Here is a 13,399-nt window from a genome sequence, read left to right as displayed (position 1 = left end):
GTAATGCGACTGAACACCCTGAGCCCGGCTCCCGGTGCCCGCAAGGACGCCAAGCGCGTCGGTCGCGGTATCGGTTCCGGCCTGGGTAAGACCGGTGGCCGCGGCCACAAGGGTCAGAAATCCCGCTCCGGCGGTACAGTGAAGCCCGGTTTCGAGGGCGGCCAGATGCCGCTGCAGAAACGTCTGCCGAAGTACGGTTTTACTTCCCGTATTTCCCGCACCACCGCTCAGGTTCGCCTGGGTGAGCTGAATGCGGTTGCCGGCGACGTGGTTGATCTGGCGGCTCTGAAAGATGCCGACATCATCCGCAACGATGTTCTGCGTGCCCGCGTGTTCCTGTCTGGTGAACTGAACAAGGCCGTTACTGTTAAAGGCCTGGCAGTCACCAAAGGTGCTCGTGAAGCCATCGAGAAGGCTGGCGGAAAAGTAGAGGACTAAATGGCGACAGGTCAACTGCCCGGAGTCAACAAGGCAGGCATGGGCGAGCTCTTTGCTCGCCTTCGTTTTGTCTTGATGGCGATAATCGTTTATCGCATCGGTACCCATATCCCGGTCCCCGGGATCGATCCCAACCAGTTGGCGGCGCTGTTCAACCAGAACCAGGGAACCATCCTGGGTCTGGCGAACATGTTCTCCGGTGGCGCACTGGAGCGCATGAGTATTCTGGCGCTGGGCATCATGCCCTACATCTCTGCATCGATCATCATGCAGTTGATGTCGGCAGTGACCCCGCAGCTGGAGCAGTTAAAGAAAGAAGGCGAGTCCGGCCGCCGCAAGATCAGCCAGTACACGCGCTACCTGACGGTAGTGCTGGCGCTGGTGCAGGGCACCGGGATGACCGTAGGCATGGCCAATCAGGGCATGGCTTACAGCGTCACCCCGCTGTTCTACGTGATCGCGATTACCTCGCTGGTGACCGGCGCGGTGTTCATGATGTGGCTGGGTGAGCAGATCACCGAGAAAGGCGTAGGCAACGGTATTTCGCTGCTGATCTTCGCCGGGATCGTCGCGGGTCTTCCCGCAGCGATCGGGCAGTCGCTGGAGCAGGCGCGGCAGGGGGAACTGAACATCCTCATCCTGCTGTTCATCCTGACCCTGGCGGTTGCGGTGATCTACATGATTGTGTTCATCGAGCGCGGCCAGCGCCGTATCACGGTGAACTACGCCAAGCGGCAACAGGGTCGCAAGATGATGCAGGCGCAGAGCTCCCATCTGCCCCTGAAGGTGAACATGGCGGGGGTAATCCCGGCTATTTTCGCCAGCAGCATCCTGCTGTTTCCGGCATCGCTGGCGCAGTGGTTCGGCTCCTCCGGGGGCGCCGACTGGCTGCAGGACCTGGCCGTTGCCATTGGCCCGGGCCAGCCGTTGAACATCCTGTTGTTCACGGCACTGATTGTATTTTTCTGCTTCTTCTATACGGCGTTGATGTTCAACCCGCAGGAAGTGGCTGACAACCTGAAGCGGTCCGGTGCCTTTGTCCCCGGTATCCGCCCGGGACAACAGACCGCCAACTACATCGATGGCGTGCTGACCCGGCTGACGGTTTTCGGCGCCGCGTATATCGCGCTGGTCTGCCTGCTGCCGCAGTTCCTGGTCGTAATGTGGAACGTGCCCTTTTACCTGGGCGGTACCTCACTGCTGATCGTGGTTGTCGTTGTGATGGACTTTATGGCCCAGGTGCAGAGCCACCTGATGTCACAGCAGTACGACTCTGTGATGAAAAAGGCCAACCTGAAAAACTATGGTGCTTCCGGCCGGGTGCGTTGAGCACGGTCGGGCGAACGGAGAAAGAGAGATGAAAGTACGTGCATCGGTCAAAAAAATCTGCAGAAACTGCAAGATTGTCCGTCGCAATGGTGTTGTGCGCGTGATCTGTAACACGGATCCCCGCCACAAGCAGCGCCAGGGCTGATGTGGTCACCGCCTGCTATTTGGTGGGTGGTGGTTGATTTTTAGTGAACATGCCGCTAGAATGCTGCGCCTTTCGCGTCCCGCCCCTCAATCTGATGCAAATCAGGGGCCAGATGCTGCGCTGCTGTTAGCGACAAACTGAGTATTTTGGAGAGAGTTGGATGGCTCGTATTGCCGGCGTCAACATACCCGATAACAAGCATGCTGTTATCTCACTGACCTACATCTACGGTGTAGGTCGCACCCAGGCCAAACGCCTGTGCCTGGAAACCGGTGTCGAGGAAAGCGCGAAAATCGCCGACCTCAACGAAGAGCAGATGGATGCTCTGCGTAACAAGGTGGCCGAGATGACGGTTGAGGGTGACCTGCGCCGTGAAGTCTCCATGAACATCAAGCGCCTGATGGACCTCGGTTGCAACCGCGGCCTCCGTCACCGCCGCAGCCTGCCGCTGCGTGGCCAGCGCACCAAGACCAACGCACGTACCCGCAAGGGACCGCGTAAACCGATTCGCAAGTAAGCAAGCGCTCACGCGAATCCAATTTAGTGTAGCTGCACCCAAGTGCAGTGTTGATATTAAAGCAGGAACGACAACATGGCTAAGCCAGGTGCCAAAAGCACTCGTAAGAAGGTCACCAAGACCGTTGTTGACGGTATCGCGCACGTACACGCGTCCTTCAACAACACCATCATCACTATCACCGACCGTCAGGGCAACACCCTGAGCTGGGCCACCGCGGGTGGTTCCGGTTTCCGTGGTTCACGTAAGAGCACGCCGTTTGCCGCCCAGGTGGCAGCAGAGCGCGCCGGTGAAGCCGCCAAGGAATACGGCCTCAAGAATCTGGACGTTCAGGTCAAGGGCCCCGGCCCGGGCCGTGAGTCCGCGGTTCGCGCGCTGAACGCCTGTGGTTACAAGATCAGCAACATTACCGACGTGACGCCGGTGCCGCACAACGGCTGCCGTCCGCCCAAGAAACGTCGCGTATAACGCTTACAGGAAGAATTGACATGGCTCGATATATTGGTCCCAAGTGCAAGCTCTCCCGTCGTGAGGGAACCGACCTGTTCCTGAAAAGCGGTGTGCGCGCACTCGAAAGCAAGTGCAAACCCGAAACTGCCCCCGGTCAACACGGCGCCCGTCGCGGCCGCCTGTCCGACTACGGTGTTCAGCTGCGTGAGAAGCAGAAAGTACGTCGTATCTACGGTGTTCTGGAAAAGCAGTTCCGCAACTACTACAAAGAAGCCGCCCGCCTGAAAGGTGCCACCGGTGAGAACCTCCTGCAACTGCTGGAGTCTCGCCTGGATAACGTGGTCTACCGCATGGGCTTTGGCGCTACCCGTTCCGAAGCTCGCCAGCTGGTTTCCCACAAGGCGATCCTGGTGAATGGTGCTGCGGTCAACATCCCGTCTTACCAGGTGCAAGCCGGTGACGTGGTGTCTGTTCGCGAGAAAGCCAAGAAGCAACTGCGTGTGCAGTCTGCCCTGGCCCTGGCCGCCCAGCGCGGTGAGCCCGAGTGGATCGAAGTCAACGCCGACAAGCTGGAAGGGACCTTCAAGTCCGCTCCCGAGCGTCAGGACCTGTCCGCCGAGATCAATGAAAACCTGATCGTGGAACTGTACTCCAAGTAATCGGAACCAGGACTAACCTACTACTACAGGTGCCAGAATGCAGACAGCAGTAAATGAATTCTTGACTCCGCGCGTTATCAACGTCGAAGAAAAGACCAACTCTCGCGCCCAGGTAACCCTGGAGCCGCTGGAGCGTGGTTTCGGCCACACTCTGGGCAATGCATTGCGTCGCATTTTGCTGTCTTCCATGCCCGGCTGCGCAATCACCGAAGTCGAGATCGATGGCGTACTGCATGAGTACAGCGCTATCGAAGGCGTTCAGGAAGACGTTATCGAGATCCTGCTGAACCTCAAGGGCGTAGCCCTGGTGATGAACGGCAAGGACGAAGCTGAGCTGACGCTGAGCAAAAAGGGCCCCGGTGCCGTGACCGCCGCCGATATCCAGGTGGACCACGACATCGAGATCCGCAACCCTGATCACGTGATCTGCCACCTGAACGGCAGCTCCGAGATCAACATGAAGCTGACTGTGGCCCGTGGCCGCGGCTACTCTCCGGCGGACTCTCGCGAGAACCCGGAAGAGGAAACCCGCTCCATCGGTCGCCTGCAGCTGGACGCAACGTTCTCGCCGATTCACCGCGTATCCTACGTGGTGGAAGCTGCGCGGGTTGAGCAGCGTACCGACCTGGACAAGCTGGTGCTGGACCTCGAAACCAACGGCACCATCGATCCGGAAGAAGCCATCCGTCGCGCCGCGACCATCCTGCAGCAGCAGCTGGCCGTGTTCGTCGACCTGGAGAGCGAGTCCGAGTCCGAGTCTGTAGAGGAAGAGGACGAAGTCGATCCGATCCTGCTGCGTCCGGTAGACGACCTCGAGCTGACCGTTCGCTCCGCGAACTGCCTGAAAGCCGAGAATATCTACTACATCGGTGACCTGGTTCAGCGTACCGAGGTGGAGCTGCTGAAGACTCCGAACCTCGGCAAGAAGTCACTGACCGAGATCAAGGACGTCCTGGCGTCGCGTGGCCTGTCACTGGGCATGCGCCTGGACAACTGGCCCCCCGCCAGCCTGAAAAACGACGACCGGGTGCTGAGCGTTTAATCAGCCCCGGTACTGATACCAGACATTGCGTGCTGAGATAGCACAGAACACATAGGATTGGAAAAATGCGTCATCGTCACAGTGGACGTCAGCTCAACCGGAACAGCTCGCACCGCAAAGCCATGTTCCGCAACATGACCGTGTCTCTGGTAGAGCACGAACTGATCAAGACCACCCTGCCCAAAGCCAAGGAGCTGCGCAGCTACGCTGAGCCGCTGATCACCCTGGCCAAGAGCGACAGCGTGGCCAACCGCCGCCTGGCTTTCGACCGTATCCGCAGCAAAGAAGCGGTCGGCAAGCTGTTCGGCGAGCTGGGTCCCCGCTACGAGAGTCGTCCTGGTGGTTACATCCGCATCCTCAAGTGCGGCTACCGCGCCGGCGACAAGGCTCCCATGGCTTACGTAGAGCTGGTGGATCGCCCCGTTGCAGACGTGGATGCTGACGAAGAATAAGTGCTTCGTTAGTCACTCATGAAAAAGCCGGGCCTGTCCCGGCTTTTTTGTGTCCACCTATCGCCGTTGGACGATAGCAGGTCAGTACTATTGCAGCTGTCGCTCGATATTCTCTGCGATGTCCGCTGCGCCTGAGTCCCGTAGACGCCGGAGTCCCTGTTTAACGAATTGCCTGTCACCTCGTTCGTCGGCGGACGATATTTCTGTTGCCAGGGTGTTAATCAGGCGTGCCTTTAGTTCCACAGCGTCGGGTTGTTCCGGCTCTTGTTCCAGCACGCGTTCTACCAGATCCAGAGCGTTGTCCCCGGCTGGTTCAAACATCTGGTTGTTCCAGACGTGAACCTTCGCCCGTCGGAGCAGTTCCGTTGTCGTCTCCCTCTCTTGCTCAATGGGTGTCGTTACTGACGCCGGTATGGCTTCCCCGGAACCTGGTATTGTCTCGGCACCGGTCGTCCTGCCTGCTTCTCCCTCGGTGACGGGGCGCTGATTGAGCACTATCATACCGGCGGCAATTGCCGCGGCAGCGACTGCGCCCAGTATCCATACGGGCACGCGGTGCCTTGCCGGCCTCTTCTCTGCGGTCACTTTGGCGGGGGTTACGCGCCTTACCGTTTTTGCGCCAGTTGTCTCCCTCGATGAAGGCGCCCGGTTTCCTTCGGCCAGGCAGCTGTTCAGACAGTCGAGAAATTCCGCGGCCGACTGGAATCGATCTTTGGGTATTTTGGTGAGCGCCTTGTTGACGACCGGGCTAAAGCGTTGATTGGTCGGGCTCAGGGGCGGGACTGGTGCCGTTGTATGCTGCAAGGCGAGAGTGGCGTGGTTGTCACCGCGAAATGGAAGTTCACCCTCGAGCAGTTGAAAAAGGAGGGCGCCAAGACTGTAGACATCGCTGCGTAGGTCGGTGGCCTCGCCACGACATTGTTCAGGGCTCATGTAAAGCGGAGTGCCCATCACAGTGCCAGCGGTAGTGATCTCCGTGCTCGATTCCAGGTTACGCGCAATACCGAAGTCGACCAGGACCGGGCTACCATCTTTCCTGAACAGGATGTTGGCAGGCTTTATATCCCTGTGGATTACCTGCTCGCTGTGAGCGTACGCCAGGGCCGAGGCAATCTCCCTGATAATCTCCACCCCTTCCTCAGGGGAAACCTCGCCAGCGGCGAGGCGCCTCGACAGATCTCCCCCAGGGAGGTGTTCCATGGTGAGGTAGGTGGCATCCGGCGTCTTGCCCATGTCATAAACATGTACGATCCCCCGGTGCTCAAGGTTGGCGACGATGCGTGCTTCCCGCAGGAAGCGTTCTACGAACGTGGGAGACGAGGCTAGATTGTCACTCATGATCTTGAGCGCCACCTGGCGGGGGAAACTGGTCTGGATGGCGAGCCAGACCGTGGACATGCCACCATGTCCCAACTGGCGAACCATCTCGTATCCATCGATCTGTGGTGTCACGCGCTTCCCTTATGTGCCTGGCCGAGATTGCGGCCGGTGCGACTGATGCGGTTGATCCCGGGTGTCAGTCCATCATAGCGCTGAGGCTTCGACAGGACCAATCACAACTGACTCAGTACATAAAGGTAATCTCTACCCGACGATTTCGGGCGCGATTCTGCTCACTGTCGTTGGGAACTGTCGGTCGTGACTCTCCAAACCCCTGCAACAGGACACGCTGGGGGTCCACGCCATAGTTATCACAAAAATAGGACTTTACTGCCATGGAACGTTGGATGGAAAGGTCCTGGTTCAGGTCGGCGCTGCCCTGATCATCCGTGTGGCCGGCGATAAGGACTTTCATGTCAGCGAGCATGGGGTCCAGCATGGCTTCGCCGAACGCGTCCATCTGGGCAATACCGGAGTCGGTAGGGACGGCCGTGCCGAACTCGAACCGAATGGCGTCGACGCTGAAACTGGTCACGGTGCTGCCGTTCCGTGGGGAGGATTGAGCAGCTTCTACCTGTCGCAGAATGGCCCTGGTAGTGAACTGCAGGTCATCTCCCATGCTCTTCACGGTATAGGTAGTGGTAGAGCCGGCAAGTGCACCCTGGCGGGCGAAAGCCTGCAGGGCCTGGGAGAGCTCATCAGCTTCCTGTGGCGGCAGGCTCTTCCAGCCCTCTTCGGGTGGTGTGGTGGATAGTCCTGGCAGTGGTTCAGGTGTGAGCCAGACACTGAGCTGTTCGTCGCCCGCTGGTGGTTCCACTTTCAGGGCGCCCGAGGAGGGAATCATCACTCTCCCGTTCAGTTTTCCTGCGCCCGGTGAGCAGGCGGTCCCCCCCCAGTACCAGCGGGAGCCATCGGTCGCAGTTCTCACCAGATAACAGTAAGCCGGTACCCGGGTTTCTATCCCAAAACGAAGGGGATTACCGATGTTTACGCTGTTGCCCTGGCCACCAAGTACGCGGAGGCGCACCTCGGGTTCCTGCCATGTTAAGGGGATATCGTGAGAATATTCTGCCGGCCAGCTGGCTTGTGAACCAAACAGGGCAAGTATGGCGAGCAGGATCCTTCCCGTCCTGGCCTGGCGGTGAAATGTGAAGTGCATCACGGAATTGGCTCTCCCCTCTTAGGTAATAGTTGCTAGTTTATAGGCAGGGAAACTAGATTGTTCAAGATCAATTCAATTAGAAAACTAAAAACTGCAGCACCGGCAGCACTGGTTCGCAGTACATTTGCGGAGGGGGCTGCGAATGATCTACACCCGAGTCGGGGGTTTGCGAGAGGGCCAAAGTTCGACAGCCGCTCTGCTGGCTGCACTTTGCAGCACCATCATGCTCTTTTCCCTGCCTGCGGCGGCACAGCGTATCCCTGGTACGGTGCTTCCAGGCCAATTGCAGAAACAGTTTGAAGGGCGCAAGAAACCTCAGGCCGACACGCCGTCAGGGAGTACGCGCCGTGAAATGCCGCTGCCGGTTGTCCCCGAGGGTATGGAAGACATCTCTATTGAGGTTAATGATATCCACCTGACGGGCGTTACCGCCTATGCGATGGATGACTTGAGGCCGCTGTTTACCGACCGCCTTGGCGGTCCGATGTCACTGGCTGACCTGTACCTGATTGCCGAGGCGATCACCCGCCGTTATCGCAGTGATGGCTATGTGCTCTCCCAGGTTCTGGTTCCCGAGCAAGATGTCGCAGGGGGCGTGGTTCAGCTGCAGGTAGTTGAAGGTTACATCGACCAGGTGGTAATCCGCGGCGATGCGCCCAAAAACAGCGAGGTGATCGCTGGATACCTCGAGCAACTCAAACAGGAGCGCCCTGTACACATAGCCTCGATAGAGCGCTATATGCTGTTGGTCAATGACCTCGATGGCATTTATGCGCAGTCGACCCTGGTTCCCGGTGAAGGATTCGGCTCCGCCAGCCTGGTTGTCGACGTCATTCGCACTGCTTTTGACGGCCTCGCCGGTGTTGATAATCGCGGGAGCGAGTACCTCGGTCCAACCAGAGGGCGGTTGGAATTCAACGCGAATACCTTGTTCGATACTCATGTTAGCGGCGGTATCTTCATCAGTTCCACGGGCAACGACGAATTGAATTTCGTTTCGGCCCGGCTAGAGTCCCCGCTCGGGGATAATGGCCTGCGGTTGCTGGCCAGTGGCTATGTGGTCAGGTCGGAACCGGATCAGGGAGTCCAGCTCAGAGGGCTTGAAACCGACTCCGAAAGCGCAGTTATGGGGCTTTCTTACCCACTCTGGCGTTCACGAGCACAGAACCTGACATTCAACGGCCAATTTTCCTACTACGATGGAGAAGTGCAAATCCAGGGACTCACACTCAGCGAGGACAGGGTCAGGGCTTTGCGCCTGGGGCTTACCTGGGACCTCTATGATTCACTGGGTGGGGTCAATATCGTGGATGCAACGGTCAGCCATGGCCTGGATGTCCTGAATGCAACTGATCCGGACTCCGACTTTGTTTCCCGTCCACAGGCTGAACTCGACTTCACCAAGTTGAACCTCTATGCGGCGCGTTTGCAGTCACTGTCGCCGGCGTTGAGCCTGCTGGTGGCGCTGGACGGCCAGGTAGCCTTTGACAACGTTCTTAATTCAGAGGGCTATGGCTTTGGCGGTGAGCTGTTTGGCCGGGGCTATGACCCGTCCGAGTTGTACGGCGATTCCGGGGCGGGCCTCAAGCTGGAGCTGCGGTATTTACACCAGGGAGGGGGGCTGGTCCGCAAGGCGGAACCGTACGTATTTTACGATATAGGTTATGTGCGAAATAAAACTGAGGTGGTGAATAGCGAGCGCAGTGAATCAGCGGCCGCAGCAGGGGGGGGCTTGAGGATCGATCTCGGCTCTTCGGTTACCGGTTACATCGAAATAGCGAAGCCTCTTACACGCGATGTATTTGCCGAAGGCAACCGCGACGCGCGTGTTTTCGGCGCCGTTTCTTTCAGCTTCTGAGTGGGAAGGGATTCCATGAACCAGTACCTTACAGCCGCCGCCAAGCACACCTGCCCACCCGATTCGGTTTACAGCGACCAACGTAGCTTGAAACCTCTGACAATAGCTGTCTCTCTGGCCCTGGCAACGTTGCATGCAGCGCCGGTCAGGTCGGAGCCAACTGGCGGCATTGTGGTGGGGGGCGATGCGCAAGCCGTTATCCTGCAACAGGACAAGCTGACGTACATAGAACAATCAGCGTCTCGTGCAATCATCAACTGGGATTCATTCAGCATTGGCGCCGATGAGCGAGTGCACTTTGAACATAGCGGCGGCGCGGGTGCGGCAACCCTGAACCGGGTTACGGGGACTTCGATTTCCGAACTCCTTGGAACCCTGACGGGAGCGGGATCGATCTTCCTCATCAATAGGAACGGTATCGTGGTCGGGGAGGGCGCTGAAATCAACGTCGGTAGCCTGGTCGCGAGTACCCTGGACCTGTCGGACCAGGCTTTCCTCGACGGCGTTGACCCGGCGGTTGGGTCGACGATTTCCCTGGCGTCACCAGCGGGGTCTGAAAACGCGTCGATCCAGCTTGCAGGTACCATTGTGACCGAGGGGCTGGCATTGCTGGTGGCGCCGACAGTAGACGTTGCCAGTAGTGGTCAAATCCTCGCCCGTAGCGGCCATATCGGATTGGGTTCCGGAACCGCCGTCACCCTGGATTTCTACGGTGATGGCCTGGTAAGTGTCAGCGCGGGGGCGGCGGTCACACAGGCAATCAATCAGGCGGGTGTTCTGCTCGCGGACGGTGGGCGGATCGTGTTGAGTGCTGCTCAGGCAGGTGACTCCCTCAACAGCACCATCAATGTCAGTGGGGTTGTCCAGGCACGCTCTATCGCCGGCGTCAGCCTGTTGGGTGAAGGCGTGGATATCCAGGTCTCCGGCCAGTTACTCAGCGGGGAGGACGCTGGGGGTAGCGCAGCCTCTGGTGGACATATCAGTGTTGATGGGCGCAACGTGGACCTGACGGGTGCCGAATTGCAGGCCAATTTCAGCCAGGTCAGCGCCACCGAACTGCTTACCCTGGGTAATACTGTTATCGGGCATCCCTACATTGCAGGAGCGGGATCCGGTGCAACCCTGGAAGGCGCTCGCGTATCCGGCTCTGGTGTGCCGGCTCTCTTCAGTCAGGGCGGAGCATTGTCGATCAAGGCCTCGCAATCGATTTCCCTGCAGTCACTGGTTCAGGCCAACAACAATAGCAATGCCGGTTACCCCGCGGAGAACTTCAGTGTCACACTCGGGCCCCTGGCCCCCGGACTTGATGCTCCCACAATTGCTGTGGGTAGTGTGGAAGTACCCGGCACCTTCACGGTGGAGGGTGCCGGCTCGATTGAATTGGGTAGCCTGATTGGCGCGAGTGGCGCCACGCTCACTGCCCAGGGGAGCGTGTTCTCTGGCGAGATCAACATTGCGGGGCCGCTCGCCATAACCTCTGCTGCGGGTGACATACAGTTTTTCGCAAATGGTACGACGGTGCTCGCGGAATCGGTCAATCTCGATGCGGGGAGCAGCCTCTATCTACCGGCTGAATTGGTCACGGCGGGGGATATCGTTCTGACCGCAGGCAGTGGCGATATATTCATGGCGGCGGAGGATCATCCTGCAGACTATTCCTCAGGCCAACTTCAGGACGATGACGGAAAGCCGCTGAATGAAGCAGTCCTGGAAGATATCGGTGTGGAATATGAGATTGTTTACGAGAACGAGGAAGCCATCGTCTCATGGACAATTGCCTTTACCCCGGAGCCTACAGGCCCCGACCCTACCTCGGAAATCGTTCTGGAGGAAGGCGTTGGGTTTCAGGCGACACACTATCGTTTACTGCGAGGACCTCGAGAGGGCTGTGGGGATGATTGCCGATATGCACAGGAACTGGATCGCGATGGAACTGTGCTGTCAGAGATCGATGAGACGGACCCCAGCTTTGATTTTGTAATCGCTTACGATGAATTCATCGATGCCGGAGGTGAGTATATTGAGATTTTCTCTGGCAGCTACACATTCGTGGACGGCGACAGTAATGAAGTAAGCAGATTCTCGGTAGTCTCGACGGAAGTGGATGACCCGTTCGTGGAGGAGGGGCCTGTCGAGTATTTCTATGCCGATTTGACGGGCGCCAGGGTTTGCGTGGGAAGCTGTAGATTCGAGACCCCGGCCACTCTTTCTGACGAGTTTCTTGTCACATTTGACGATACCACACGCCTGGATTGGCGGTTCGAGCTGAGTAACACTTCGCTAATTGCCGGTGAGGATTTCACTGCTACTCCGATTGATGATGGTGATCCGCGTTTTCTCCTGAGCTTTCCAGATTGGGAGCCTGTTGATGGAGTGGTGATTGATACCACTATCAATGCAGGTTGGGAGGAACCCCTGTCGATAGGGGCTGATGTGGAAAGTTACATCAATGTCGTTTCAGGGGACTATGAGGAAATACTGGTTCCCTCGTCCCCCTTCGACAGCTATCTCTATGAATTGACAACCCAGCCGGCGCGGTATGAGATCGAATTTTTCGATACGGTCATCAAGCAAACAGACCCCTCAGCTACGCTTGCCGTGAATGGCACTTTTGTCTATCCGGGAGAGCTGGAACGCAGCGACGTTGAAGGTGAAACCAGAGTGGCGCAAGTGGCTCGCCTGCTGTATTTCGACGCTGATGCAAACCTGGTGGCGTTGCCCGGAGAATATTTTGGTTCTGAGTTCGGATTGCGATCCAGCGGTGACGAATCATACAGGTTTACCCCCAATACCGACTGTGCGTTCGACCCAGCCGGTTGCTTTAACATTCGCAACGTGTTCGGCGAAACCCCCCCCAATTTCCCGACGGTGTCAGGGGGGAGTTCCTTCCTGGATCCGACTCCCCAGTCTGCGACGTCAGGCCCATCCGGTGAGATCGCCGGAACAGGCACTGCCATTCCGGATGCTCCCCCTGCCCCGGACCGGCCAGTGGCGGACACAGGTTCCGACACTTCAGGGGGCGGTTCCACGGGCGGTGACACCTCGGGCGGAGGCTCTACGGGTGGCGATAGCTCGGGTGGAGGCTCTACGGGTGGCGATAGCTCGGGTGGAGGCTCCACGGGTGGCGACACATCAGGTGGAGGTTCGACCGGTGGCGATAGTTCGAGCGGAGGCTCTACCGGCGGTGATACTTCCGGCGGGGGGGCGACGGGAGGCGACACCTCAGGTGGTGGCTCCACAGGTGTTGATATTTCTGTTGGGGGCTCGACTGGAGGTGACACTTCCGGTGGTGACTCTACGGGCGGTGATAATACCGGTGGAAGTTCGACGGGAGGCGACACCTCAGGTGGTGGCTCAACCGGCGGTGACACCTCCAGTGGAGGAGCGACGGGAGGTGACGCCTCAGATGTTGGCTCTAGCGGTGGAGACACTTCCGGCGGGGGAGCGACGGGAGGTAACGCCTCAGATGGTGGCTCTAGCGGTGGAGACACTTCCGGCGGGGGTTCGACGGGAGGTGATACCCCAGATAGTGGCTCTACCGGCGGTGATGCTTCCGGAGGAGGTTCAGCGGGAGGGGGCACCTCAGGTGGCGATACATCTGGTGGGGGCTCAACCGGTGGTGACACCTCTGACGGTGGCTCAACCGGCGGGGGCAGCTCTGGCGGTGATACCGCAGGGGGAGATACCTCCGGGGGCGACTCTACCGGTGGAGATGGCACGGATGGCAGTGCTGGTGGCAGCGGTGGTGAGCAGTTGGCCACCGTGCTCGACGAGGCTGACAGTCAGGAGCAGGCACTGGAAAGCGGCGAGCAGGACGCGCAGGCCAGCGGCGCCGAAGAAGAGCAGTGCAGCAGCGGTGGCCAGGGGGCCGCGGCAGAGGCAAATCTCGGGGCCGACTCAGGGATGTATGGAGCTTCGCCGGACGTGTTCAGCGATAGCAGGCAAGCTGCTTGTGTAGAGTCCTGAG

The 13,399-nt window shown here is 58.7% G+C and carries 12 protein-coding genes; 10 read left to right on the top strand and 2 right to left on the bottom strand.

Features of this window, described 5'->3' with window-relative positions; translation table 11 throughout:
• The first annotated feature begins 3 nt into the window (after nucleotides 1-3).
• The 8 genes from rplO (at nucleotide 4) to rplQ (ending at nucleotide 5,032) form a co-directional block, all read left to right on the top strand.
• A complete protein-coding gene (gene rplO / locus FV139_RS03815; protein WP_148067072.1) occupies nucleotides 4-438 on the top strand; it encodes a 50S ribosomal protein L15 in 435 nt (144 codons plus the stop codon).
• Nucleotides 439-1,767: a preprotein translocase subunit SecY gene (gene secY / locus FV139_RS03810; protein WP_148066886.1), complete on the top strand. Its 1,329-nt coding sequence runs from the start codon at nucleotides 439-441 to the stop codon at nucleotides 1,765-1,767.
• Between the two features lie 28 nt (nucleotides 1,768-1,795).
• On the top strand, nucleotides 1,796-1,912 hold the full coding sequence (gene rpmJ / locus FV139_RS03805) for a 50S ribosomal protein L36 (protein ID WP_116366734.1): 117 nt from the start codon (nucleotides 1,796-1,798) through the stop codon (nucleotides 1,910-1,912).
• 160 nt (nucleotides 1,913-2,072) lie between these two features.
• Nucleotides 2,073-2,429 (top strand): 30S ribosomal protein S13, encoded by a 357-nt coding sequence (rpsM, locus tag FV139_RS03800; protein ID WP_148066885.1) that lies wholly within the window; start codon nucleotides 2,073-2,075, stop codon nucleotides 2,427-2,429.
• A 75-nt stretch (nucleotides 2,430-2,504) separates the two neighbouring features.
• The gene (rpsK, locus tag FV139_RS03795; protein ID WP_148066884.1) at nucleotides 2,505-2,897 is read left to right on the top strand and encodes a 30S ribosomal protein S11; all 393 of its coding nucleotides are present in this window, start codon (nucleotides 2,505-2,507) and stop codon (nucleotides 2,895-2,897) included.
• A gap of 20 nt (nucleotides 2,898-2,917) precedes the next feature.
• Nucleotides 2,918-3,538, top strand: a complete 621-nt coding sequence (rpsD, locus tag FV139_RS03790; protein WP_148066883.1) for a 30S ribosomal protein S4 — start codon at nucleotides 2,918-2,920, stop codon at nucleotides 3,536-3,538.
• 37 nt (nucleotides 3,539-3,575) lie between these two features.
• The gene (locus FV139_RS03785; RefSeq protein WP_148066882.1) at nucleotides 3,576-4,580 is read left to right on the top strand and encodes a DNA-directed RNA polymerase subunit alpha; all 1,005 of its coding nucleotides are present in this window, start codon (nucleotides 3,576-3,578) and stop codon (nucleotides 4,578-4,580) included.
• A gap of 65 nt (nucleotides 4,581-4,645) precedes the next feature.
• Entirely contained in the window at nucleotides 4,646-5,032 is a 387-nt protein-coding gene (gene rplQ / locus FV139_RS03780; RefSeq protein ID WP_148066881.1) for a 50S ribosomal protein L17, read from the top strand.
• 87 nt (nucleotides 5,033-5,119) lie between these two features.
• On the opposite strand, the gene FV139_RS03775 is transcribed toward rplQ, so the two are convergent.
• Both FV139_RS03775 and FV139_RS03770 read right to left on the bottom strand, forming a co-directional pair.
• A complete protein-coding gene (locus FV139_RS03775; RefSeq protein ID WP_148066880.1) occupies nucleotides 5,120-6,484 on the bottom strand; it encodes a serine/threonine protein kinase in 1,365 nt (454 codons plus the stop codon).
• A gap of 112 nt (nucleotides 6,485-6,596) precedes the next feature.
• The gene (locus tag FV139_RS03770; protein ID WP_187276383.1) at nucleotides 6,597-7,256 is read right to left on the bottom strand and encodes an OmpA family protein; all 660 of its coding nucleotides are present in this window, start codon (nucleotides 7,254-7,256) and stop codon (nucleotides 6,597-6,599) included.
• A gap of 460 nt (nucleotides 7,257-7,716) precedes the next feature.
• On the opposite strand from FV139_RS03770, the gene FV139_RS03765 reads away from it, so the two are divergent.
• Both FV139_RS03765 and FV139_RS03760 read left to right on the top strand, forming a co-directional pair.
• Nucleotides 7,717-9,432, top strand: coding sequence for a ShlB/FhaC/HecB family hemolysin secretion/activation protein (locus FV139_RS03765; protein WP_148066878.1), 1,716 nt, complete (start codon nucleotides 7,717-7,719; stop codon nucleotides 9,430-9,432).
• 87 nt (nucleotides 9,433-9,519) lie between these two features.
• Nucleotides 9,520-13,398 (top strand): two-partner secretion domain-containing protein, encoded by a 3,879-nt coding sequence (locus FV139_RS03760; protein WP_187276382.1) that lies wholly within the window; start codon nucleotides 9,520-9,522, stop codon nucleotides 13,396-13,398.
• The last annotated feature ends 1 nt before the right edge of the window (nucleotide 13,399 follow it).

This window comes from Parahaliea maris, assembly GCF_008064665.1.
GTDB lineage: Bacteria > Pseudomonadota > Gammaproteobacteria > Pseudomonadales > Halieaceae > Parahaliea > Parahaliea maris.
This window is presented reverse-complemented; position numbering and strand designations above follow the sequence as displayed.

Coding starts and splice junctions, on each gene's coding strand:
- rplO (WP_148067072.1), top strand. CDS start 4: ATGCGACTGAACACCCTGAGCCCGGCTCCCGGTGCCCGCAAGGACGCC.
- secY (WP_148066886.1), top strand. CDS start 439: ATGGCGACAGGTCAACTGCCCGGAGTCAACAAGGCAGGCATGGGCGAG.
- rpmJ (WP_116366734.1), top strand. CDS start 1,796: ATGAAAGTACGTGCATCGGTCAAAAAAATCTGCAGAAACTGCAAGATT.
- rpsM (WP_148066885.1), top strand. CDS start 2,073: ATGGCTCGTATTGCCGGCGTCAACATACCCGATAACAAGCATGCTGTT.
- rpsK (WP_148066884.1), top strand. CDS start 2,505: ATGGCTAAGCCAGGTGCCAAAAGCACTCGTAAGAAGGTCACCAAGACC.
- rpsD (WP_148066883.1), top strand. CDS start 2,918: ATGGCTCGATATATTGGTCCCAAGTGCAAGCTCTCCCGTCGTGAGGGA.
- FV139_RS03785 (WP_148066882.1), top strand. CDS start 3,576: ATGCAGACAGCAGTAAATGAATTCTTGACTCCGCGCGTTATCAACGTC.
- rplQ (WP_148066881.1), top strand. CDS start 4,646: ATGCGTCATCGTCACAGTGGACGTCAGCTCAACCGGAACAGCTCGCAC.
- FV139_RS03770 (WP_187276383.1), bottom strand. CDS start 7,256: ATGATTCCCTCCTCGGGCGCCCTGAAAGTGGAACCACCAGCGGGCGAC.
- FV139_RS03765 (WP_148066878.1), top strand. CDS start 7,717: ATGATCTACACCCGAGTCGGGGGTTTGCGAGAGGGCCAAAGTTCGACA.